The sequence below is a fragment of the Streptomyces sp. W1SF4 genome, assembly GCF_003950035.1.
Lineage (GTDB): Bacteria > Actinomycetota > Actinomycetes > Streptomycetales > Streptomycetaceae > Streptomyces > Streptomyces racemochromogenes.
Genome location: NZ_CP034350.1, coordinates 1,718,421 through 1,741,609, shown reverse-complemented (window position 1 = coordinate 1,741,609; position 23,189 = coordinate 1,718,421). Strand labels below are relative to the sequence as shown.

Genomic DNA, 23,189 nt, shown 5'->3' with positions numbered 1-23,189 from the left:
CCCCACCGCCGCTCACGGGCTCCGGCACCCCCACCCCAGCCGGGCCCCCGACCCCCACCCGGGAGGACGTGAAGTGAGGACCAACAGCAGTACCCGCCTCCGCCTGCTCGCGCTGGCCGCAGGCCTGGCCGCGACGGCGGCCCTCGCAGCCCCCACCGCCGCCACCGCGGACGACAACGGCAACGGCTTCAGCGCAGCCCGCCTCGCCGCCGCCGGAGCCTCCGTCCTGCGCGCCGACGTCGCCGGCACCGCATGGCACACCGACCCCGCCACCGGCACCCTCGTCGTCACAGCCGACTCCACCGTCACCGCCGCCGACATCGCCAGAATCCGCCGCGAGGCCGGCCCCGACGCGGCCGCGCTCCGCGTCGAACGCACCCCCGGCAAGCTGACCAAGCTGCTCTCCGGCGGCGACGCCATCTACGCCAGCAGCTGGCGCTGTTCGCTCGGCTTCAACGTCCGCAGCGGCAGCAACTACTACATCCTCACCGCCGGCCACTGCACCGAGGGCGCCGGCACCTGGTGGAGCAACTCCTCCCACACCACCGTCGTCGGCAGCACCGCCGGATCCAGCTTCCCCACCAACGACTACGGGCTCATCAAGTACGCCAGCAACAGCCCGGTCCCGCCCGGCACCGTCGGCAGCCAGGACATCACCAGCGCCGTCAACGCCACCACCGGCATGTCCGTCACCCGGCGCGGCTCCACCACCGGCATCCACAGCGGCTCCGTCACCGGCCTCAACGCCACCGTGAACTACGGCGGCGGCGACGTCGTCTACGGGATGATCAGGACCAACGTCTGCGCCGAACCCGGCGACAGCGGCGGCCCCCTCTACTCCGGCAGCCGCGCCGTCGGCCTCACCTCCGGCGGCAGCGGCAACTGCTCCTCCGGCGGGACCACCTTCTTCCAGCCCGTCGTGGAGGCCCTGAACGCCTACGGCGTCAGCGTCTACTGACCTCCGCCTCCCGCCGCAGGCCCCCTGGACGTCCTCCCTCCTTCTGGGAGGATGTCCAGGATGTCCTGGGCACCCGCGGGGGAGGAGCTCGTATGAAGCGCATCGGAGTGACCGGCCACCGGTCGATTCCCGATGAGGTGCTCGGCCACGTGCAGGAATGCCTGCGGGCCGTGCTCGCGGGCCACCCGGGCCCGCTGGAGGCCTTCTCCAGCCTCGCCGACGGAGCCGACCAGCTCTTCGCGGACATCGCCCTGGAACACGGCGCCGACCTCACCGTCGTCATCCCCAGCGAGGACTACGAGGACACCTTCGAGGACCCCGACGCCCTCGCCGGCTACCGCCGGCTCAGGCGCCGCGCCGCCCAGGAGGTCCGGCTGGACTTCGCCCGCTCCACCGACGAGGCCTACTACGCCGCCGGCACCTACATCGCCGACTGCTGCGACCGGCTCGTCGCCGTCTGGGACGGCCTCCCCGCGCGCGGGCACGGCGGCACCGCCGAGATCGTCGCCTACGCCCGCGCCCTCGGCAAACCCGTCACCGTCATCTGGCGCGAGGGCGTGGCCCGCGACTGAGCCACGCCCCGCCGCCGGGGTCAACTGCTGTGCCGCGCAAGCCAGTCCGTGTGCTGCGGCGACACGTACCGCTCCGTCTCGTACACGGCGGACGGCCACTGCGACTCCGTGATGGTCGTCTGCATCACCACCATCATCGCCGCCAGGTCCTGCTCGATCAGCGTGTGCGCCTCGATCAGCGGATGGTGGCGGCGCACCTCGTTCCAGGCGATCCCCGCCGCCGCGGCCGCGCTCAGCAACCCCGCCGGCCCCGCCCCGGGCCCCGAGCCGAAGGCGCCCAGCACCGCCAGCAGCAGCGCCAGACACGTCAGCAGCACGATCGTCCACGACCACAGCGCCGTCGCCCGCCGCGACCCCTCCGTCCTGCGCCGGTACCAGTTGCGCTGCTCGATCAGCCGGTCCCGGACGTAGGTCTCCCTGCGCACCTGGTAGTCCAGCCCGCGCAGCCGCCGCATCGCACCGGTGATCTCGGCACCCTGCGGCACCAGCCCCGCCGCCCGCGGATCCTCCCAGCCCATCTTGCGCAGCTCGTCCAGCCCCTTCTCCAGCCGCGCCCGGTACACCTCCTCCGGCCCGGCGGCCTCGGACCCGAACGGCGCCCCGTGCACGGCGTACCGCCACGCCAGGGACTTGATGAACTCGGCCGCGCTGCGGTTGAGCTGCCACTGCGGACGGGCCCGCCGACTGCCCGCCCGTACGCCCACGGCCAGCACCCCCGCGTACGCGAGCGCGCTCACCGCCGCGAACACGTGCAGCCCGCCCACCGCCGGCCCGGCCGGCAGGGCCGCGGCCCCCGCGGCCGCGACCAGCAGCAGCAGCTGCGCGCGCGTGGCGTGCGTCGACTCCCGCTGCCGGGAGACCGCCGCCTGATCGGTGTGGTGGAAGAGGACCGGCAGGTCCTCGTTGCGAAAGGTCATGCTGTCGGTCACGGCGCCCCCTGCGCTCGCTCCCGGGCGGCGGAGCCGCGAGGCCCCGCCGCCCGCCGTCGGATCACACCGCGAGCGGCTCCAGGTCCCGGTGGACCCGCCGCTCGTCACGGGCGTACCGGGTCAGACCGTGGTCCTCCCCGAGCAGCCGCGTCAGCTCGGACACCGCCTCCGCCCGCACCCGGGCCGCCTCCTCCTTGCGGCCCACCATGTCCAGGCTGACCGCCATGTTCGACGCGCTCGCCAGGGTCTCCGGATGGTGCGCCCCCAGCGCCTCGCGCAGCCGCACCACCGCGATCCGCTCCAGCTCCAGGGCCCCGTCCGGGTCGCCCAGGTCCGCCCGCGCGTTCGCCAGGTTCAGGTGCGCGAAGATCGTGTGCGGGTGGTCGTCGCCCAGCACCTCCCGCATGCTGCGGATCGTCTGCCGCAGCAGCGGCTCCGCCGTCTCCGCGGCGCCCGTGCCCCAGTGGAATACCGCCAGGTTGTTCACGGCCGCCAGGGTGTACGGGTGCTTCTCGCCCGGCACCTTCATGTACTCGTCCACCACCTCCTGCGCCAGGTCCCGGGCCGCGCCCGGATCACCCGTCGCGAACAGGTCCGAGGCCAGGTTCAGCTCACAGGCCAGCAGGTCCGGATTGACCGAGGTGTACTTGGCCCGGTACCGGTTGCGGGTCGCCGTCGTCAGCCGCAGCGCGTTCTCCAGCTCCCCGGCCCGCCGCAGCGACACCGCCAGGTTCTTCGCCGCCGACAGCGTGCCCGGGAAGGCCCGGCCCAGCGTCCGCTTGTAGATCTCGTACGTCCGGCTCAGCAGCTGCACCGAGTCCTCGTACCGGCCCACCTCGCGCAGGTCCCGGGCCAGGTTCTGCGCCGAGGACAGCGTGTACGGGTGGTCCGGGCCCAGCACCTCCGTGCGCCGGTCGAAGACCTCCTGGTCGATCTCCCGGGCCCGCGCGTACTGCCCGACCATGCGCAGGTTCAGCGCCAGGTTGTTCGCCGCCGCCAGGGTGCGCGGGTGCGCCTCGTGGAAGATCTGCCCGAAGCCCTCGTGCGCGGCCGTCGCCAGCTCCATCGCCTTCCCGTACTGCCCCAGCGCGCCCAGGTCCATCGCCAGACCGCTGGTGGTCATGTACGTGTGCGGGTGGGAGGGGCCCAGCGCGGCCCGCTGCCGCTCCAGCGTCACCTCGTCCAGCTCCTTCGCCTCAACGAACCGGCCCCGGGAGCGCAGGATGTTCGACAGGTGGAACCGCAGGTACAGGTACTGGAGGTCGTCGCTGCCCAGCATCTCCCGCCAGGCCTCGCGCAGCTCCTCGCCCAGCGCGTACGCCGCCTTGAAGTCACCGCGCTTCCACAGGTACCGCACCCGGTCGATCAGCAGCCGGCGGGTCTCCGGCTCCGAGCAGAACCGTGCCTCGGACGGGTTCAGGTGCGGCCAGATCGTGTTGAACCTCGGCCAGGTCTCCGGGTTGTCTATCGGCTCGTCGTCGTCGGGGCGGGCCCCCGCCAGGATCCGGTGCACGGCGTGCCGCGCCTCGAGCTGCTCCTCCTGCGACAGCTGCGCCCGGATCACCGCCTGCACCAGCCGGTGCACCTGGATGCTGTTGCCGACCTGGTCGACCTTGGCCATCGCGAACCGGCCGATCTCCCGGATCACCCGGCCCAGCACCAGCTTCTCCTGGAGCGATGGGTCGTACGGCTTGAGCGCGTCGATCATCTCCTTGCTGTAGAGCAGGTTCGCGGAGATCGGCTCCGGCGCGAAGAACGCGCACAGCTGGAGCAGCCGCACCGCGGCCGGGGAGCGGGACTGGAGCCGCTCGATCGACACGTTCCACGTCGCCGCCACCGGCTGCGGGTAGCCCTCCGGCTGGTTCAGGCTCAGCACCCGCGCCGTCTGCTCGGCGAGCTGCTCCAGGTACACCGACACCGGCGTCGCGGTCTCCGAGATCCAGGCGCCCGCCTGCTCGACGGCCAGCGGCAGGTCGCCCACGGCCACGGCCACCTGCTCGGCGTCCTCCTTGCTCAGGCCCGGGGCCCGGCGCTGGAGGTGCTCGATGGACTCCTCGCGCAGGAACACGTCCACCGGCAGCGCGTCCCCGTACTGGGACCACGACTGGTTGCGCGAGGTCACCAGCACGTGCCCCGGGCCGCCCGGCGGGAAGAACCGCTTCAGCGTCTCGGGATCGTCGGCGTTGTCGAACACCAGCAGCCAGCGCGAGGTCGGCACCCCGCGCCGCAGCAGGTCGATCGCCTCCTTGGAGGCGGCCTCGATGTCCTCGCCGGCCTGCGCGCCCAGCCGTACGGCCAGCTCCGCGAGGGAGGCGCGCACGTCGTCGGGCTGCTCCGAGGAGATCCACCACACCAGGTCGTAGTCGGCCATGAAACGGTGCACGTACTCCTGCGCCACCTGGGTCTTGCCCACGCCGCCGAGCCCGTACAGGGTCTGCGGCTGCGGCAGCACCACGGCCATGCCGCCGCCGAGCTGGTCGCGCATCCGCTCCAGCACGATGGAGCGGCCGGTGAAGCCGGGGTTGCGGGGCGGCGCGTTCCAGATCTTCGGGACCGTGCCCGGGAAGCGGGGGCCGGGGTGCGAGGCGCTGGACACGGTGTCCGGCAGCGCCATGGGCCGCTCCACCGCGCGCAGCAGGGCGGCGGTCGCGTGCACCTCGTCGAGCCGGAACAGGTCCACCGGGTTCCGGTCGATGTAGGGCGTGGCCAGGCGTACGTCGCCCACCCGCAGCGGTATCAGGTGGCGCCGGCCTCCGGTCGGGTCCTCGGCGGCGGCCCGGTTCCACACGTCCACCGCCCGGGCCGACTTGAGGTAGGCGCTGGAGAGCAGCACCACGGTCCGGGCGGCGGTGTCCACGCTGAGCCCCGTCCCGCCCAGGGTGTCGCCGGCGGCGGCGTCGGGCGCGCGCTCGGCGGACACGTCCTTGGGGACCACCCGGAACCCGGCCCGCGTGAGCACCGACTCGATCCAGTCGGCCCACATCCGGTTCTCGGCGACGTAGGAGAGGAACAGGTCGGCGGGCAGCGCCGGGCGGCGGCGGGTGAAGGCGTCGCGGATCCGCAGCCGCACCTCCTCGCCGATCACCGGCATCGAGGTGATCTCGCCGCCGGTGACCACCGTGGTGAGCCGTTCGAAGGCGGAGAGCAGGGAGTTGGTCAGCCCGGCCTCGTCGCCGAAGGTGGCCAGCGTCTCCTCGTAGGCGTAGTAGGGGCGGTACGGGATCTCCACCGCGCCCCAGTAGGAGGTCAGCTCGTCCCCGACGAGGCCGTTGGGGAAGCGGTCGAACTTCAGGCGGGCCAGGGCGCGGCCGGCGTCCGCCTTCTCCTTCTCGCCCTCGTCGATGCGCATGGGCACCGGGTAGATCTTGATGCCGCGGTCGTTGAACCGCTCGTCGATCTGCCGGGCCACCGAGGCGGCGCCGTCGATGGACTGGTCGGACAGGGTGAAGCAGTCCACCAGGACGTCGGGGAGGTGGACGGTGCAGATGTCGGCGATGTCGGACAGGCCGGTGCGGCTGTCGATCAGGACGTAGTCGTAGTTGGCCTTCATGTCGGCGCGCAGGGCGTCGAAGAAGAGGCCGCCCCCGAGCCGGTCGTAGAAGTTGTCCCAGTCGAAGGTGGACACGGTCGCCGAGTACTCGCGGTTCTGCCGGCCCGCCGAGACGAAGTCGAGGGTGCCGCCGTCCGGGAACTCCCAGCCGTGGGTCTCCGGGGTGAGGGAGACGGCGTGCGGCTGGATCCGCGCGTACTCCTTGTGCCAGTCGGCGGCGCGCTGCACGGGGCTGGTGGCGGCCCAGGCGTACTCGCTGATCAGGTCGATGACGCCGGTGGTGGCCCCCAGGGTGGAGGGGTCCAGGAAGGGGTGGAAGAAGCGGTGCAGGCCCGGGGCCTCCAGGTCCCAGTCCACGGCGAGGACCCGTTTGCCGTTGGCGGCGAGGATCCAGGCGGTGTTGGCGAGGGCCATCGTGCGGCCGGTGCCGCCCTTGTACGAGTAGAAGGTGACGATGCGTCCGTCTCGGCTGTCACGACTGGCTGTCATCCGCGTCCCCCCGGGTCTGTGTCGGTGTCTTCGCCGTGCTCGTCGGTCTCGCCGTCCGGGCCGCTCGCGCCGTCGTGCCGCCGTGCGGGCGGGAAGGGGGCCGGCGGTGGTAACGGAGGCGGCCCGCCCATCCCCATCGGGCCCAGCAGCCGCGGTCGTTCGGTGGAGGTGTTCCCGGCCGGCAGGTAGACCTGCGCGTGTCTGAGGTACTGCTGGGCGGCCGCCTCCACCACCTGCGGCAGGATCTGCCCGAGCGTCTCCATGCTGGCCACGCCGTTGGCCGCGGCCCGGCAGGCGGCCCGGCCCTGGCTCATCTTGACGGGCAGGGTCTCCTCCAGCCGGCGGGCGAGCTCGGCCTCCTTGGCCCGGCTCTGGTGGTCGTACCGGTTCCACGGCACGACCACGTTGATCCACGGGCGGTGCTCCTGGTCGAAGGCGGCCAGCCGCTGGCGGCGCTGTTCGTCCTCCACCGCCCAGCGGTCGACGATCAGGATCTCGGGGCGGGTGGGCGGCTGTTTGCTGTCGAAGTGGCCGGCCTCGTCGTCGAAGGAGGACATGGTGGTCTGGTAGTTGAGGTTCCGGACCAGGTCCTCGGCGACGTATGCGACGGGCCGCTGCGAGGTCGGGTGGTACGGGTTCCAGTCGAGTGCGCTCTCCCCGTAGTACTCGGGGCTGCGGCCGTCCGGCAGGTCGTGCCGGGAAGCGGCGGCCACGGTCACGTGGAGGGTGCGAGAGGGACTGCCGCCGGGAACGGGGCCCTGGCCGCCGCTGTGCCCGAACGCGCTGGGCACCACCCGGTAGTCCAGCGGGCGCACCGGGTGCAGGCGCACGGTCTCGGCCACCCGGACGATCCGCCGGGCCAGTTCGTAGACGGCCTGCTCGTACTGCTCGGCGTACCCGCGCAGCTTGATCAGGCCGTACAGCCCGTCGGTGACGTAGCGCTCGCCGAAGGTGTTGTGGTTGAACTGCAACCGCTCGGCCGGGCCGGGCAGTTGGGAGGGCGGTACCGGTACCCACAGGGCGGGGACGATGGCCTCGGCGGCCGGCTGGTTGCTGACCGCACCGTGCTGGATGGTGCGCTGCGCGAAGGCGAACCACTCCTTCCCGCACATCTCGCTGGCGAAGTAGCGCGGCGAGAACAGGGGGACGAAGACCCGGCAGGTGGCGAGCGCCGCCCCGAGCCGTTCCGACCAGCCCTCGCCGCTGCGTATCTCCCGGTCCATGAAGCCGGCCTCGGACCCGGCGGGCAGGTCCGTGAGCGCCATGATGTGGCTGCACAGGTCACGGAAGAGACGCTCCACCCACATGTCGGGATCGGGTCCTCCCGGCCCGAACCTCGGTGTATGCGCATAACTGAGGAAGAAGTACGGCTGTACTGATGCGGGCACACGACCCCCGTCCCGAAGCTGCGAGCGAAGAAACATCATTCCGGAGCTGCTTCGCCACATCCCCTCATGGTTCAGTCAATCAGCGTCTGTTTTCGGTCATCCAGGCCTGGGCGTGGTCAACGGCGTCCGGAATCGAGAACAACACCGCGGAAGTCCCTCCCACCCGCCCCCCGCGCACCAGGGAATCCGGGAACGCCCGGCCGATCTCCTCGAAATCCCCGTCGTCCAGCGCGACGTCCTCGTACGTCGTCCACTCACCCGCGTCGGAGCGCCCTCCCCGCCCCCCGTGCCCGCCCGGAAGGTTCACCTTCACCACGCAGTCGTACATCCGCAAGGGGGGCTTCGGAATTCGGTACTCCGCGAGATGGAAAGCGGTACAGGCCGAAAATCCCACATTGATCATGAGCACCTTTCCTCCCTCCCAGCACAGCTTTCCCAGCGGGGAATCCTCACCCAGGTGGCTTTCGGTGCGGTGCCCCGCGCACAGCCGGTGCGCGTCCGCGCCGAGCGCGGCGAAGGAGGTCTGCGGATGACCGCTGCGGGCCGCGCCGGGGGTGGTGCGGACCACCTCGGCGAAGACGCCCACGCCCTGGCTCGGGGTGCGCTCGGGGTCGAAGGGCTCCATCCGGGCCCGGAAGGCCGCCGCCCCGGCCTCGTCCAGACCGGCGACGCGGGCCAGGTGGGCGGTGGAGGTGAGGGAGTTCTCCGCGGTGAAGGCCGGGACGACCAGCGTGCCCCGGGGGCCGAGGACCCCCAGCAGGGCGTCGCGCAGCGTCCCGGCGCGCAGGCCGGTCGCTCCGAGGGCGGCGTGCACCAGCAGGCTCTGCCCGGGGCGCACGCCGAGCAGCCGCAGCTGGGCGGCGAGCCGGTAGCGGCCGACCGGGGCGCTCACGCGTCGACCGCCTTCACTTCCCAGCGCAGCTCCTCCACCAGCCGTTTGCCGCTCACCGTCAGCTCCGCCGCCCCCGCCAGCCGGTCCAGCGCCCGGTGGATCCGGTCCGAGCCGCCCGGCTCCTGGGTGCCCGTCGCCCGGCGGTACGCCTCCACCGCGACCCGCTCGTGCACGTCGGCCAGCAGCCGCGACACCGGCACGGGGCGGGTCCGCCAGGGCGAGGGGTGCTGCCAGGCGCCGTCCAGCGCGTAGAGGTCGGCCACCTCGGTCAGCTCCCGCAGCCGGGCCCGGCGCCGCCCGGTCAGCAGGGCCAGCGCGGTCTCCCGGACCCCGGCCGCGTACGGCACCCCGAGCGCGCCCGGCCCGTGCCGCCCGGCCTCGCCCCAGCCCCCGGCCCGCGGGCCGCCGGCGAGGGGGGTGAGGGTGCCCAGCCCGGCGACGGCCGCCCGCGCGAACCCGGGGACGGTGCGCAGCAGCAGTGCCCGGGCCGCGCCGAGCCGGCCCCGCCACTCCTCGGCCTCCCCGGCGCCGAGCCGGAGCCGGGGCGGGCGGGCGAAGCAGTTGCGGTACGGGTCCAGGTCCTCCAGCGCCACCTCCGGCTCCCCGGGCCCGGGCGACCAGGTCCGTACGGGCAGCCAGCGCGCGTCCCCCGCCGCCGGGCCGAAGCGGTGCTCGGTGCGCCCCGCCCGGACGACCGCGTACCCCTCGCCGGTGGCGTGCAGCAGGGCGCGGCCCCGGGTGCCCGGCTCCCCGAGCCGCAGCAGGCCCAGCGTCGGCAGGTACACCTCCCCGTCCCGGTAGGCCACCTCGGCCGGCAGCTCCAGCCCGCCCCGCAGCACGGCGGCGGCCGTCAGCGCGGCGAGCCGGCCGGCCGCGGCCGGGCCGTCCGGGCGCCCCTCCCGCACGGCGTCCAGGGCCTCCAGCACCCAGGTCCGGGTGAACGGGTGCGCCAGTACGGCGTCCAGCGCGTCCGCGCCCGCCTCCCCGGCCCCCTCCACCTCGGCCAGCAGCTCCCAGGCCCGCGCCCAGGCGGGGTCCCCCGCGAGGTCTCCGTGCAGCCGGGCCAGCAGGATCCGGGTCAGCTCCTCCTGGGACCGGGCCAGTACGGCCGGGTCGGCCAGCTCGGGCGCGGTCTGCCGGGCGGCGGTGCGCCCCTCGACGCCGTCCACCAGCTCGCGCAGGTCGGAGCAGTACACGGAGGGGTTGTCGAAGCCGTTGTCCTCCCGGTAGCGGTGCGTGTACAGGCCGCCGCCGCACGAACGTACGACAGGGCAGCGGCGGCACGTGCCGCTGACGCCGGCGAGCCCGAGCTGCCGGGCGCGGACCCCGGGGTGCGCGGCGACCTCGTCGAAGGCGTGGCGGAAGACGTCGAACCCGGTGGCGGCGGCGCCCTCGAAGGCGCTCTTGAGGGAGTCGACCTGCTCCAGCGTCCCGTCCGTCTCCACCACGACCAGGTCGGTCGGGGCCAGCCCCAGGGACTCCGTCAGGCTGGGCCCGCCGCGCAGCGTGGACTCCAGGGACTCGAAGAGCCTGACGGGCACCGGCCGTTCCAGCCGCTCCCAGCGGTCGAAGACGCGCAGCAGCCAGCGCGCGTACGCGTCGGGCGCGCCGTCGGGCCGTTCCGGCGGGGTCTGCCAGGTGGCGTGGGGGAGCAGGAAGTCCACCCGCGGCGGCTCCAGCGCGACGAGCGCGTCGAGCACGGCGACCGGGTCGTTGGCCACGTCCACGGTGCACAACAGGCCCTGGTAGAGGTGCCGGTAGGGCGCGGAGCGCAGCAGTTCCAGGGCGGCCAGGACCAGCGGGTGGCTGGTGCGGCCGTCGGCGAAGCGGCGGTGGCGGTCGTTGGCCGCGCGGTCCCCGTCGAGGGAGACGCCGACCCGGACGCCGTACTCGGCGAAGAGGTCCAGGTAACGGCGGCTGAGCTGGAGCCCGTTGGTGTGGATCCGCAGGTCGAGCTCGGCGGCGCCGGAGAGTGCGCGGGTGAACTCCGCGCACACGAGGCGCAGTCGGTCGGGGCCGGCCAGCAGGGGTTCCCCTCCGTGGAGGATCACCGTGACGGAGGGGAGTGCATGGTCACGGGCATGTTCGGCGAGCCGCGACGCGGTCTGGGAAATGACCTGGGGGGAGATCACTTTCGGCCGGGCTCGCCAGCTCTGGTCTGCGTGTTCGTAGACATAGCAGTGATCACAAGCGAGATCGCATCTGCTGTGAACCTTCAGGACGATCTCGCGGAAAGCGATCGTGCGGGTCATTCCACCAGTCTAGAGCGCATAACTGATCGTCAGAGCGCGGAGTTGAAGACCGGTGCCTGAACGCGACGACCGGATTCCGACGGAAGGACGCGCTCGAGGACCGCGGCGGCGGAAGCGCTGCGCACGTCGATCTTCGCGAGCGGAACGCGGCGGTCCTTGACCGTGCTGGTCGGGGGGGTTGCGGAAGTGTTCACGACACCGTCCTCGGGGAAGGCCATGTGAAATGGGCGGGAAAGACAACCAGCGCGTCGCTGCTGTCAAGCGTGGACTTTACTCGTCCACACCCCATTGGCAACCGAGGCATGACGCCTGGTCAAGCGTTCTATAGAAAGCGTGACTCATTTATCGAGAACCCGCGCCCGGCCGTTGGCCCAGCCGTGTCCCCCCGTTTTCCGTCCGCCCGCCTCGGACCGCATCGCCGCAGGTCGGCGCCCTAGGCGGGCTGCTGTTCCCCCAGTGGCTCGCGCAGCAGCCAGGTGAGTACGTCGGGCAGGGCGCGCAGGGCCGCGAAGTGCGCGGCGTCCGGGTCGATGGCGGTGGTGGCGCCGGGGATGCGGCGGCCCAGCCAGCGGGCGTGGCCCACGGGGGAGAAGACGTCGAGCTCCCCGTGCCAGATCAGGACGGGGCAGCGGATGCCGGCGGGGTCGAAGCCCCAGGGGCTGCTGAAGGCGAGGATGTCGTCGATCCAGCCGTACGCCGAAGCGCGCACCCCCTCACGGTAGTTGCGCAGCAGCATCGACCGCAGTCCCGCGTCCGAGACGATCATGCGGTCGCTCGCGGTCAGCTCCCGGCGCAGCTCGTCCAGGAGCCGGCCGGGGTCGCGGGCGATGCCGGCGGCGCGCGGGATGAGCCGGGCCGCGAGCTCCTCCGGGTCGTCGGTGGCGGCGGTGTACTCCCGTACGTTCGAGGCGGCCATTCCGGCGAACCAGTCCAGGTCCTCCGCGTCCCGGGGGGCCAGCGGCACCAGGGCCGCGGTCCGGGTCACCCGCTCCGGCAGCAGGGCGGCGCAGGCCAGGGCGCCGGGGGCGCCGCCCGAGCGGCCGGCCACGGCGAAGGTGTCCAGCCCGAAGGCGTCGGCGACGGCGGCGACGTCGTGGGCCACGTCGGCGACGGAGCGGCCCGGGTGGCGTCCGGAGCCGCCGTAGCCGGGCCGGTCGTAGGCGATGAGCTGCGTCCGCCGCTGGTAGAGGACCATGCCGCGGGGGGCCGGGCCGAGCCGGCTGCCGGGCATCCCGTGGAGGAGGAAGACGGGTCTGCCGTCCGGGTCGCCCCACCGCTCGGCCGTCAGAACGCGGCCGTCCGCGGTGCGCACCTCTTTGCGCACGCGCTCCCCCCTCACGTCCGGCTCGGGCAGTCAGGCCGATTGTGCTCCCCGGTGGGGGAGCGCGGTAGGGCGCACTGGGAGGGAAATTCCGGTGAAGGCCGTCACGGGCGTGCTGGAGGCCCCGGTCCTGCGGTGTTCCCGCGCGCCCCCGCCACGGCCCGCCCCCGCGCGCGGCACCGCCGAACCCCCGTACCCCGTCGGGGGGTTCAGCGGTGCTCGACCAGCAGGGCGGCCGCCGAGCGCGCCCGCTCCAGGGCCCGCGCCCGGTCGGCGTCCCGCTGGCCCAGCACCACCCGCGTGCTCAGCCCGTCGAGCAGCGCGAGCAGCTCCGAGGCCCGGGCGGCCGTGTCGGTCGGGGCGAAGCGGCCCTGCTCCACGCCCTTGGCCAGCAGCGCCCCCAGGTCCGCGTGCCAGCCCGCGTCGATCTCCTCCTGGGCGGTGCGCAGGTCCTCGTTGGACGGCGTACGGGCCCACAGTTCGATCCACAGCGTCCAGCGCGGGTCGCGGGGGCCCCGGGGCAGGTACAGCTCCAGGAAGAGCTCCAGCTTGCGGGCGGCCGTGACCCGGCGGCGCAGCAGGGCCGCGCGTTCGGCCGCGAGCTGTTCCTCGCTCCAGCGCAGCGCCTCCAGCAGCAGCCGGTCCTTGCTGCCGTAGTAGTACAGGATGTGGCCGCCGCTGGTGCCGAGGCGGTCGGCGAGCTTGGACATGGTGAGCGACGCGAGCCCGTCCTCGGCGATCGCCGTCATGGCCTCTTCCAGCATCCGCTCCTGGGCGATCTGCCCGTCGCGCCGCCGTGCCGCTCCTGCCACCGCTGCCGCCTCCCGATCTTCGTGGACCGACCTTATCCCGGACAGGGTCTTGACGGGGGTCGGACGCACCCCTCATCTTGAATGCCATTCAAGAACTTAGAACGCCATTCAAGATCAAGGTGCGTGCACGATGAGTGACGAGATCTTCAGAGTCGAGACGCGCGGCATCGATCCGATCCCGGACGCCGAACGGCACGGCAGCGCGCGTGACCTCTTCTGGCTCTGGTTCGGCTCCAACCTGACCTTCACCTACGTGATCAACGGGGCCCTGGCCGTCGCCTTCGGCCTCACCTTCTGGCAGGCCACCGCCGTGGTCGTGACCGGCGGACTGGCCTTCTTCGCCATCAGCGCCGCCGGACTGTCCGGCATCCGCACCGGCACCGCCACCCTGGTCATCTCCCGCGCCGCCTTCGGCGTCCGGGGCAACCTCCCCGCCGGAGTCCTCAACTGGCTCGTCGGCATCGGCTACACCATCCTCAACACCGTCGTCGGCACCCTCGCCCTGGAGGTCTTCCTGGAGGACCTGGGCCTGCTCCACGGCACCCCCGCCCGCGCCACCGCCCTCTTCGTCACCCTCGCCCTGACCTTCGTCGTGGCCATGTGGGGCCACGCCACCGTCCAGTTCGCCGAACGCTGGATGGCCTACGTCCTCGCCGCCGGCTTCGCCGCCCTGCTCGCCTTCCTGCTCCCGGGCGCCGACACCTCCGCCCCCGCGGCCACCGTGCCCGGCGCCTCCGGCTGGAGCCTGGCCTTCGTCATCATGCTGGCGGCCCCCTTCTCCTACCTGCCGATGCCCGCCGACTACACCCGCTACCTGCCCCGCACCACCTCTCTGAAGTCGATCACCTGGTACGGGGCCCTCGGCGGCTTCCTCTCCTCCGTCGCCCTCGGCGTCGCGGGCGTCGCCGCCGCCACCCGCACCGACATGACCGACGCCGTCGCCGGCACCGAAAGCCTGCTGCCCGTCTGGTTCCAGCCGCTGTTCCTGGCGCTCGTCCTGGGCGGCTCCGTCACCAACTCGATCATCACCCTCTACTCGTCCAGCCTGAACCTCCAGGTCCTGGGCATCCCGTGGACCCGCGCCAAGGCCATCGTCGTCAGCGCCGCCATCACCGGGGCCGGCTCCCTCGCCGCGCTCTTCCTCACCGACTTCACCAGCGCGCTGACCTCCTTCCTCTCGCTCCTGATCATCGTCTTCGCGCCCTGGGGCGGGGTCTTCCTCGCCGACATGCTGCTGCGCCGCTGCCGCTACGACGGCCACGCCCTGCACACCACCGGCCCCGGCGGCGCCTACTGGTACCGCTCCGGCTACCACCCGGCCGGCCTGGCCGCCCTCCTCGCCGGCATCGCCTTCGCCGCCCTGACCTGCGACTCCGAGCTGTGGACCGGACCGCTCGTGGCACCCCTCGGCGGAGCCGACCTCACCCTCCTCGGCGCCGTCGTCTCCGGCCTCGCCTACACGGCCCTGTACCGCCGGACCCCCGCCGCCGTCCCCGCCGCCGCCTGACCCCTCCACCCCCGCGACAGGAGCACCACCCGTGAACCACCCCGCCGACCTGCTGCTCACCGGAGCCCGCATCCACACCGTGGACCCGGACCTGCCCGAGGCCGAGGCCCTCGCCGTGCGTGACGGCCGCATCGTGTGGATCGGCCCCGACCACGGGGCCGCCGCCTGGGCCGGGCCGGACACGGAGCGGATCGACGCCGCCGGGAAGCTGGTCCTGCCCGGCTTCATCGACGCCCACAACCACGTCCGGCTCGGCTCCGACGACGCCTGCGTCCAGCTCGCCGGGGCGCGCACCCTGGAGGGCATCCACGACCGGATCCGGGCCTGGCGGTCCGAGCACCCGGACGCCGAGTGGATCGAGGCCGAGGGCTTCGACTACTCCGCCGTCCCCGGCGGGCGGATGCCGTGCGCCGCCGACCTCGACCCGGTCACCGGGGACGTACCGGCGATCGTGCTCTCGTACGACGTCCACACCGCCTGGCTGAACACGGCCGCCCTGCGCCGGCTCGGCGTCGGCCGCGACCGCACCGACCTGCCCTTCGGCACGGCCGCCACCGACCCGGAGACCGGCGAGCCCACCGGCTTCGTCACGGACTTCGCCGTCAAGGGCCTCTCCCGCGCGGGCCACCGGGCCCTGCGCGAGCTCGGCGTGCCGTGGGCGTCACCGGACCGGCAGTACGGGCGGCTCGCCAAGAGCCTCGACGACGCCATCGGCTTCGGCATCACCACGGTGGTCGAGCCGCAGAACTCCCTCGACGACCTCGAACTCTTCGAACGGGCGCGGGCGGAGGGGCGGCTGCGCTCCCGGATCGTGGCGGCGCTGTTCCACCCGCGCGGCACCGGCGACGCCGACCTCGACGAGTTCGCCGACGCGGCCCGGCGCTTCGCGGACGACCGGCTGCGGGTCGGCCCGCTCAAGCTGTACATCGACGACGTGGTGGAACCCCGTACGGCCGCGCTGCTGGAGCCGTACACCGGCTGCGGGCACCACCGCGGCGAGACCTTCTACCCGGCGGAGGAGTTCGCGGAGCTGCTGGCGAAGCTGGACGCGCGGGGCTTCCAGTGCTTCGTGCACGCCACCGGCGACCGGGGCATCCGCACCGTCCTCGACGCCGTCGCGCACGCCCGGGCGGTGAACGGCCCGCGCGACGCCCGCCACCAGGTCGTCCACGTGGAATGCCTGGACCCCGAGGACGTGCCCCGCTTCGCGGAGCTGGGCGTGGTCGCCTGCATGCAGCCCAGGCACTGCGCGCCCGAGATCGCCGGCCCGGGCCAGGACTGGGCCCGGAACGTGGGCGAGGAGCGCTGGCACAAGGCCTGGCCGATGCGGAGCCTGCACGCGGCGGGGGCGGTGCTGGCCTTCTCCAGCGACTGGAACGTCGCCGAGATGGACCCGATGATCGGCATCTACACCGCCGTCACCCGCCGCCCCCTGGACGGCGGCGAACCCTGGCGGCCGCAGGAGACGGTGGACGTGGAGACGGCGGTGTACGGCTACACGATGGGCTCCGCCCACGCCAACTTCCTGGAGGAGGAGCGGGGTTCCCTCACGGTCGGCAAGGCCGCCGACTTCGTGGTGCTGTCCCGCGACATCCTGCGGATCGCCCCGGAGTCCATCCCCGGCACGGTGGCCGAGACGGTGGTGGTGGCGGGCGGGATCGTCCACCGGGCGGCGGGCTGAGCGCCCGGGGCGGTGATCACGTCCCGGTGAAGCGGGGGACGGACGGGGCGTCGCCGGGGAGGCCGCTGCCCACCGCCGCCCCGGGGCGGCCGCGGCGCGTGACGGCGCAGACCAGGGTGATCACGGAGCCGGCCACCGCCCAGGCGGCCAGCACCAGCATGGGGCCGCCCGCCCCGTTGCCCTTGAAGTACGTGAGGGAACGCGCGGCGTACGTACCGGCGCCCGGCGGCAGGGCCGGACCGATCGCCCGCCAGAACGGCGGCAGCAGCGGGTACGGGTAGGCACCGCCGGCGCTCGGGTTGCCGAACACCACGACCACCAGGATGGCCAGGCCGATGCCGACCACGCCGGCGACCCCCTGGAGGGCCAGGGTGAGGGCGCCGACGGCGAAGACCACCAGGGTGCCCAGCCCCCACAGGGCCATGAGCGGACCGGGCAGCGCGCCCAGCACCGGGCCGGCGATGACCGTGCCGAGCAGCCCGGCGGCGATCGAGTACAGCAGCAGCGCGCCGAGCCGGATGACCGCGCGGTGCATGTTGGCGGGCCGGGCGCCGGCGCTGATCGCCAGGATCGCCGCGCACAGGTAGCCGCCCACGCACCAGCCGATCACCAGGTAGAAGGAGCTCAGGCCGCGGCTGTCGCCCCGGTCGGCGGGGGCCACGTCGACGACCCGGACCGTGCGGCCCCGCGCCTTCTCGGCCGCGCCGACGACCTGCTCCAGGGCCTGCGAGAGCGAGGCCCCGGCACCGCTCGCGACCAGCAGCCGGTCGGTGGTGCCGGCCGGGTCGACGACCAGGGCGCCGTCCACGTCCCGGTTCCGGACCTGCGCGAGCGCCGCCGCCTCGTCCTCGACCGCGCGCGGGTCGAGCGGACCGCCGGGCAGGGCGTCGAGGGCCTTCACCGTCTGCGCGGCGAGGGCCTCGGCGGGGGCGGCCACCGCGATCGGGATCTCGCTGGGCTTCGGGTGGTGGAAGGCCCCGATGTAGGAGGTGATGAACGCCAGCTGGAGGGCCAGCACCCCCACGACCAGCAGGGCTGCCCGGGCGGTCACGGCGTCCTTGATCTCGGCGAGGAAGCCGCTGCTCTTGGTGGGGTGGGTCATGGTGCCACGCTCGGCGCGCCGGGGTTCCCGCGCAGCAGGGGAGGCCCGAATGGATGATCGAACAAGTGTTTCGCACGGGTATTCGAATTGCTCTATGGTGGAGAAGGGGGAGGTCGAAGGTCGAGCGAAGCAGGAGGGCCGCGGGTGCCTGGTTTTACGCATCTGCACACCGTTTCGGGGTTCTCCGTGCGGTACGGGGCCTCACACCCGGAGCGGCTGGCGCGGCGAGCCGCCGAGCGCGGCATGGACGCCCTCGCCCTCACCGACCGCGACAGCCTCGCGGGCGCGGTGCGGTTCGCGAAGGCGGCCGCCGCGGCCGGGATCCGGCCGCTGTTCGGCGTGGATCTGGCCGTGCCCCCCGGGGGATCGCCCGCCGACCGGCCGGGCGGCTCCGGCCCGGCCGGCGAGGCCTCGTACCGCAGGCGCACCCCCGTCAGGGGCGGCGCCTTCGTGGACGAGTCCGCCCCGCGCGCGCTCTTCCTGGCCCGGGACGGGGCCGCCGGCTGGGCGGAACTGTGCCGGATGGTCACGACCGCCTTCGCCCCGGCCGGCCGGGGAGAGGGAGCCGGGGCCGCGGGCCCCGTCCCGGTCCCCGGCTCCGGCCCGGCCGGGTGGGCCGACGGGGCCGGTGGCGGCTCCGGCGACGGGCTCGTGGTGCCGGGGGGCTTCGACGCCGACGGCCGGTTCGCGGGGGCGGGCTCCGCCGCGGGCCGCGGGCTGTCGTGGGAGGCGTTGCGCGGGGAAGGGGTGTTCGTGCTGCTCGGGCCCGGCTCCGAGGTGGGCCGGGCGCTCGCCGCCGGACGACCCGACCGGGCCGCGCGGCTGCTCGCGCCCTGGCGGGAGGTCTACGGCGACGCCCTGCGCCTGGAGGCCGTCCACCACGGCCGCACCGGCACCGGCCCCGGCTCGCTGCGCCTGGCCGCCCGTACCGTCGGCTTCGCCGCCGAGCAGGGCGTCACGGCCGTGCTGACCAACGCCGTCCGGTACGCCGACCCCGGCCAGGGCTCCGTGGCCGACGTCCTCGACGCCGCCCGCAGGCTCGTCCCCCTCGGCCCCCGCACCACCCGCGACAGCGGCGAGCGGTGGCTCAAGGACCCCGCCGCCATGGCCGAGGCCGCCGAACGGATCGCCGAGGCGGCCGGACTGCGCGCCGCCGACGCCCGCCGGCTGCTCGCCCGGACCCGGGAGACCGCCGAGGCCTGCTCCGTGGACCCCGAGGACGACCTCGGCATCGGCTCCGTGCACTTCCCCGAGGCCCGCCTCGTCGGCGCCGACCGCCGCACCGCCCAGCGGGTGCTCGCCTCCCGCGCCTCCGCCGGCATGGTGCTGCGCGGCTACGCCGGGCGGCGCGCGTACTGGGACCGGATGGAGGAGGAGCTCGACGTCATCGCCCACCACGGCTACGCCTCGTACTTCCTGACGGTCGCCCAGGTCGTGGACGACGTACGGGAGACGGGCATCCGGGTGGCCGCGCGCGGCTCCGGCGCGGGCTCCCTCGTCAACCACCTCCTCGGCATCGCGCACGCCGACCCCGTCGAGCACGGCCTGCTGATGGAGCGCTTCCTGTCCAAGCGCCGCCGCGTGCTGCCCGACATCGACATCGACGTGGAATCCGCCCGCCGGCTGGAGGTCTACCGCCGGATCATCGGCCGTTTCGGCGCCGAACGCGTCGCCACCGTCGCCATGCCCGAGACCTACCGGGTCCGCCACGCCGTCCGCGACGTCGGCGCCGCCCTGTCCATGGACCCGGCCGCCGTCGACCGGCTCGCCAAGGCCTTCCCGCACATCCGGGCCCGCGACGCCCGCGCGGCCCTGGCCGAACTGCCCGAACTCCGCGAGCTGCGCGAGGGGCGGGCACAGGAGCACGAGCGGCTGTGGGACCTCGTCGAGGCGCTCGACGCGCTGCCGCGCGGGACCGCCATGCACCCGTGCGGGGTGCTGCTCTCCGACGCCTCGCTGCTCGCCCGCACCCCGGTGGTGCCCACCAGCGGCGAGGGCTTCCCCATGTCCCAGTTCGACAAGGACGACGTGGAGGACCTCGGGCTGCTCAAACTCGACGTGCTGGGCGTGCGCATGCAGTCCGCGATGGCGCACGCGGTCACCGAGCTCAAGCGGGCCACGGGCCTCGACCTCGACCTCGACGACCCCGCGCAGGTCCCCCCGGGCGACGGGCCGACGTACGAACTGATCCGCTCCGCCGAGACGCTGGGCTGCTTCCAGATCGAGTCCCCCGGACAGCGCGACCTGGTGGGCCGGCTCCAGCCCGACTCCTTCCACGACCTGGTCGTCGACATCTCCCTCTTCCGGCCCGGCCCCGTCGCCGCCGACATGGTGCGCCCCTTCATCGAGGCCCGGCACGGGCGGGCCCCGGTCCGCTTCCCGCACCCGGACCTGGCCGACGCACTGAGCGAGACGTACGGGGTGGTGGTCTTCCACGAGCAGATCATCGAGATCGTGCACGTCATGACCGGCTGCGGCCGCGACGAGGCCGACCGGGTGCGGCGCGGGCTCTCCGACCCGGACTCCCAGGGCCGGATCAAGGCCTGGTTCGCGGCGACGGCCGCCGGGCGCGGCTACGCGCCCGAGGTGGTCGCCCGGACCTGGGAGATCGTCGAGGCCTTCGGCAGCTACGGCTTCTGCAAGGCCCACGCCGTGGCCTTCGCCGTGCCCACCTACCAGTCGGCGTGGCTCAAGGCCCACCACCCGGCGGCCTTCTACGCGGGGCTGCTCACCCACGACCCCGGGATGTACCCGAAGCGGCTGCTGCTGGCGGACGCCCGGCGGCGGGGCGTGCCGGTGCTGCCGCTCGACGTGAACCGCTCGGCGGCCGCCCACCGCATCGAACTGGTGTCCGATGCCCAGGAGGGGAGGGGGCCGGAACGGTGGGGGCTGCGGCTCGCCCTCTCCGACGTCCACGGCATCAGCGAAGCCGAGGCCCGCCGGATCGAGGCCGGACAGCCGTACGCCTCCCTGCGCGACTTCTGGGACCGCGCCCACCCGGGCCGACCGGTCGCCGAACGGCTCGCCCAGGTCGGCGCGTTGGACGCGTTCGGCGCCAACCGCCGCGACCTGCTCCTGCACGTGACGGAACTGCACGGCGCCCAGCGCGCCGCCGGCACCAGCGGCGCGGCCCAACTGCCCCTCGGCGGCGGCCGGTCCACCGCTCCCGTCGGCCTGCCCGACCTGAGCGACGCCGAACGGCTCAGCGCCGAACTCGGCGTCCTCGGCATGGACGCCTCCCGCCACCTGATGAACGACCACCACGCCTTCCTCGCCGAGCTGGGCGTGACCCCGGCCGCCCGCCTGCGGGACACCGGACACGGGCGGACCGTCCTCGTCGCGGGCGCCAAGGCGGCCACCCAGACCCCGCCGATCCGCTCCGGCCGCCGCGTCATCTTCACCACCCTCGACGACGGCACCGGCCTGGTCGACCTGGCCTTCTTCGACGACAGCCAGGAGGCCTGCGCGCACACCGTCTTCCACTCCTTCCTGCTGCTCGTACGGGGAGTCGTGCAGCGCCGCGGCCCGCAGAGCCTGAGCGTGGTCGGGTCCGCCGCCTGGAACCTCGCCGAGCTGGCCGAACTGCGCGCCCACAGCGGCCTGGAGGCGGTCACGGCCCGCCTCGCCGAACCCCTCCCCGGGGAGGGCGAGGGCGACGGAGGCGGCACCGGCAACGGCCGCCGCATCCACCTCCCCACCGGCTACGAGATGAACCCCTGGGCCGACCTCCAGCCGCCCGGGGAACGCGCCGCCACCGGCCGCAAGCTGTGGCACTCCAGCCCGGGGAGCGCGGGATGAGCGCCGCCACAGCGGCCGGCGTGCTGCACGTCCGCTGCGCCCCCACCCTGCCCGGGGAGGGCTACCGCGAGGTGCTGGAGCTGCTGCGCGAGTTCTCCCCGCTCGTCCAGGCCCTGCCGCCGCGCGCCGCGCTGGTCCAGGTCCGCGGCGCCCAGCGGTACTTCGGCGCCGACGCCGCCCGCATCGCCGAGGTGGTCCGGCTGCGCGCGGTGGCCCGGCTGGGCACCGACGTCCGGATCGGGGTCGCCGCCACCTGGGCGGTGGCGTCCATGGCATCCGCCCGGATCCAGGGGCCCGGCGGGGTGCTGGCCGTGCCCGCGGAGGCGGTGGCGGGCTTCCTGGACCCGCTCCCGGTGGAGGAGCTGTACGGGCTCGGCTCCCGGCAGGCCGAGGCGCTGCGCCGGTACGGGCTGCACACCGTCGGGGCGCTCACCCACGTCCCGCCCGGGGTCGTCGAGCGGATCCTCGGCAAACGGGCCGGCCGGCTCGCGGCCGAGCGGGCCCGCGGGATCGACCCGCGCCCGGTCACCCCGCGCGACCTGCCCTCCTCCGCCGCCGTCCGCACCGGGTTCACCCGCCAGGAGTTGGACGGCCCGCACGCCCGGGCCGAGCTGCTCGGCCTCGTGGTCCGGCTCGGCGCACAGCTGCGCGGACGCCGCCAGGCCGCCCGGTCCCTGTCGCTGACCCTGCGCTTCGCGGGCGGCACCCGGTGGGAGAGGTCCCGGCGGCTGGCGGAGCCCTCGGCCCACGACGAGGACCTGCGCACCCTCGCGTACCGGCTGATGGACGCGGCCGGCCTGCAACGGGCCCGGCTGACCGGGATGGTGCTGCGCGCGGAGGACCTCACGGCCGCGGAGGACGTGACCCGCCAGCTCACGCTGGACCCGGTCCGCGAGTCCCGGCTGACGGTGGAGGCCGCCATTGACCGCGCCAACGCCCGGTTCGGCCCCGGCACGGTCCGCCCCGCGTCGGTGGCGGGCCCGGTGCGGCGGCGCTCAGACCCCGTCGAGCATCAGCCGGGCCGTCTCCGCGCGCAGCGGGGTGGTCTGGGCCTGGATCAGGTGGAACTGGGCCTCGCGGGAGAGCCGGCCGGCGGTGTGCCCGTACTGGACGGCCCGGCCGCCCGCCACCGCCACGCAGGTCGCCGCCGCCCGGACGGCCAGGTCCAGGGCGGCGGCCCGCAGGGTGAGGCGGTCCCCGGTGCGCTCCCCGCGCGGGACCTCGTCGCGCAGGGCGTAGGCCTCGGCGCGCAGCCGGGCGGTGCGCTCGGCGAGGCGCAGGCCGAGGTCCTCGTACGGCGGTGACTGGAGGAGGAAGGCGGCGGTGGCGCGGAGCTGGCCGAAGACGGCGGGCTGCGCGTCGGCGTTCTCCAGGTCGTAGGCGCGGATCCAGTCGGTCCGCGGCAGCACCCCGGCCACCCGCTCGTCGGGCACGCGGACGTCGCGCAGCTCGACGGTGGCGGTGTGCGTACCGCCCATCGCCCACAGCGGGGCCCCCGCGGCGGAGCCCAGGCCGCTGTCGGTGCGGTCGACCAGGGCCAGGACCGCCTCGTCCGACGGGCCGACCGCGCCGGCGAACAGGGTGTCGGCCAGGTCCCACCCCGTCACCCAGGGCATCCGCCCGTCGAGCCGCCATCCGCCCGGGACCCGCCGGGCGGTGACGGGCGGGCGCGGATGGCGCAGGAAGGCGAAGCCGGCGGTGGCGCGCGTCTTCCCGGAGGCGAGGTCCGCCAGCCTGCTCCGGCGCAGGGCGTCCCCCGCCGGGCCGGCCGCCTGGAGCAGGGCCTTGGCCAGCGGGACGTGCTGGGTCCACACGAACCAGGTCGAGGGGTCCACCGCCGCCAGTACCTCGTGCACCTCCCGGAACACCTGGCGGGCCGTCAGCCCCTCGGCCGGGTCCGGTTCGTATCCGACCAGCCCGTACGCGCCGGCGGCGGCG

Annotated in this window: 15 protein-coding genes; 6 read left to right on the top strand and 9 right to left on the bottom strand. The window is 74.3% G+C overall.

Going from position 1 to position 23,189, the window contains the following annotated elements; all coding sequences use genetic code 11:
* Positions 1–73: 73 nt before the first annotated feature.
* Positions 74–958 carry a S1 family peptidase gene (locus tag D1J60_RS08205; RefSeq protein WP_125820661.1) on the top strand — a complete coding sequence of 295 codons (885 nt, stop codon included), beginning with the start codon at positions 74–76 and terminating at the stop codon, positions 956–958.
* 92 nt (positions 959–1,050) lie between these two features.
* Complete coding sequence (locus tag D1J60_RS08200; protein WP_125602423.1) at positions 1,051–1,530, top strand: hypothetical protein; 480 nt, start codon at positions 1,051–1,053, stop codon at positions 1,528–1,530.
* A 20-nt stretch (positions 1,531–1,550) separates the two neighbouring features.
* On the opposite strand, the gene D1J60_RS08195 is transcribed toward D1J60_RS08200, so the two are convergent.
* The 8 genes from D1J60_RS08195 to D1J60_RS08160 form a co-directional block, all read right to left on the bottom strand.
* A complete protein-coding gene (locus tag D1J60_RS08195; RefSeq protein ID WP_125823920.1) occupies positions 1,551–2,447 on the bottom strand; it encodes a DUF4231 domain-containing protein in 897 nt (298 codons plus the stop codon).
* A 73-nt stretch (positions 2,448–2,520) separates the two neighbouring features.
* Entirely contained in the window at positions 2,521–6,498 is a 3,978-nt protein-coding gene (gene fxsT, locus D1J60_RS08190; RefSeq protein ID WP_125820660.1) for an FxSxx-COOH system tetratricopeptide repeat protein, read from the bottom strand.
* Positions 6,495–7,922 (bottom strand): TIR-like protein FxsC, encoded by a 1,428-nt coding sequence (locus D1J60_RS08185; RefSeq protein WP_164721046.1) that lies wholly within the window; start codon positions 7,920–7,922, stop codon positions 6,495–6,497. Before D1J60_RS08185 ends, fxsT begins: the two co-directional genes overlap by 4 nt.
* Positions 7,923–7,965: 43 nt before the next feature.
* The gene (locus tag D1J60_RS08180) at positions 7,966–8,778 is read right to left on the bottom strand and encodes an AAC(3) family N-acetyltransferase (RefSeq protein ID WP_125602417.1); all 813 of its coding nucleotides are present in this window, start codon (positions 8,776–8,778) and stop codon (positions 7,966–7,968) included.
* Positions 8,775–11,030 carry a radical SAM/SPASM protein FxsB, inactivated metallohydrolase extension form gene (fxsB, locus tag D1J60_RS08175; RefSeq protein ID WP_125820659.1) on the bottom strand — a complete coding sequence of 752 codons (2,256 nt, stop codon included), beginning with the start codon at positions 11,028–11,030 and terminating at the stop codon, positions 8,775–8,777. Before fxsB ends, D1J60_RS08180 begins: the two co-directional genes overlap by 4 nt.
* 29 nt (positions 11,031–11,059) lie before the next feature.
* Complete coding sequence (fxsA, locus tag D1J60_RS08170) at positions 11,060–11,224, bottom strand: FxSxx-COOH cyclophane-containing RiPP peptide (RefSeq protein ID WP_221890447.1); 165 nt, start codon at positions 11,222–11,224, stop codon at positions 11,060–11,062.
* A gap of 239 nt (positions 11,225–11,463) precedes the next feature.
* Positions 11,464–12,354, bottom strand: a complete 891-nt coding sequence (locus D1J60_RS08165; RefSeq protein ID WP_125602411.1) for an alpha/beta hydrolase — start codon at positions 12,352–12,354, stop codon at positions 11,464–11,466.
* 206 nt (positions 12,355–12,560) lie between these two features.
* Complete coding sequence (locus D1J60_RS08160) at positions 12,561–13,163, bottom strand: TetR/AcrR family transcriptional regulator (RefSeq protein ID WP_125605603.1); 603 nt, start codon at positions 13,161–13,163, stop codon at positions 12,561–12,563.
* A gap of 130 nt (positions 13,164–13,293) precedes the next feature.
* On the opposite strand from D1J60_RS08160, the gene D1J60_RS08155 reads away from it, so the two are divergent.
* Entirely contained in the window at positions 13,294–14,670 is a 1,377-nt protein-coding gene (locus D1J60_RS08155) for a cytosine permease (RefSeq protein ID WP_125820658.1), read from the top strand.
* A gap of 31 nt (positions 14,671–14,701) precedes the next feature.
* The gene (locus D1J60_RS08150; protein WP_125820657.1) at positions 14,702–16,351 is read left to right on the top strand and encodes an amidohydrolase; all 1,650 of its coding nucleotides are present in this window, start codon (positions 14,702–14,704) and stop codon (positions 16,349–16,351) included.
* 16 nt (positions 16,352–16,367) lie between these two features.
* On the opposite strand, the gene D1J60_RS08145 is transcribed toward D1J60_RS08150, so the two are convergent.
* Positions 16,368–17,453 carry a DUF3533 domain-containing protein gene (locus tag D1J60_RS08145; RefSeq protein ID WP_125820656.1) on the bottom strand — a complete coding sequence of 362 codons (1,086 nt, stop codon included), beginning with the start codon at positions 17,451–17,453 and terminating at the stop codon, positions 16,368–16,370.
* A gap of 144 nt (positions 17,454–17,597) precedes the next feature.
* On the opposite strand from D1J60_RS08145, the gene dnaE reads away from it, so the two are divergent.
* Both dnaE and D1J60_RS08135 read left to right on the top strand, forming a co-directional pair.
* Entirely contained in the window at positions 17,598–21,251 is a 3,654-nt protein-coding gene (gene dnaE, locus D1J60_RS08140) for a DNA polymerase III subunit alpha (RefSeq protein ID WP_125820655.1), read from the top strand.
* The gene (locus tag D1J60_RS08135; protein WP_125820654.1) at positions 21,248–22,555 is read left to right on the top strand and encodes a hypothetical protein; all 1,308 of its coding nucleotides are present in this window, start codon (positions 21,248–21,250) and stop codon (positions 22,553–22,555) included. Before dnaE ends, D1J60_RS08135 begins: the two co-directional genes overlap by 4 nt.
* Positions 22,556–23,189: the final 634 nt, after the last annotated feature.

What these genes read in the sequence shown, in the direction of transcription:
- D1J60_RS08200 (WP_125602423.1), top strand. Translation starts at nt 1,051, where the DNA reads ATGAAGCGCATCGGAGTGACCGGCCACCGGTCGATTCCCGATGAGGTG.
- D1J60_RS08155 (WP_125820658.1), top strand. Translation starts at nt 13,294, where the DNA reads ATGAGTGACGAGATCTTCAGAGTCGAGACGCGCGGCATCGATCCGATC.
- D1J60_RS08185 (WP_164721046.1), bottom strand. Translation starts at nt 7,922, where the DNA reads ATGTTTCTTCGCTCGCAGCTTCGGGACGGGGGTCGTGTGCCCGCATCA.
- D1J60_RS08145 (WP_125820656.1), bottom strand. Translation starts at nt 17,453, where the DNA reads ATGACCCACCCCACCAAGAGCAGCGGCTTCCTCGCCGAGATCAAGGAC.
- fxsB (WP_125820659.1), bottom strand. Translation starts at nt 11,030, where the DNA reads ATGACCCGCACGATCGCTTTCCGCGAGATCGTCCTGAAGGTTCACAGC.
- D1J60_RS08195 (WP_125823920.1), bottom strand. Translation starts at nt 2,447, where the DNA reads ATGACCTTTCGCAACGAGGACCTGCCGGTCCTCTTCCACCACACCGAT.
- D1J60_RS08135 (WP_125820654.1), top strand. Translation starts at nt 21,248, where the DNA reads ATGAGCGCCGCCACAGCGGCCGGCGTGCTGCACGTCCGCTGCGCCCCC.
- fxsT (WP_125820660.1), bottom strand. Translation starts at nt 6,498, where the DNA reads ATGACAGCCAGTCGTGACAGCCGAGACGGACGCATCGTCACCTTCTAC.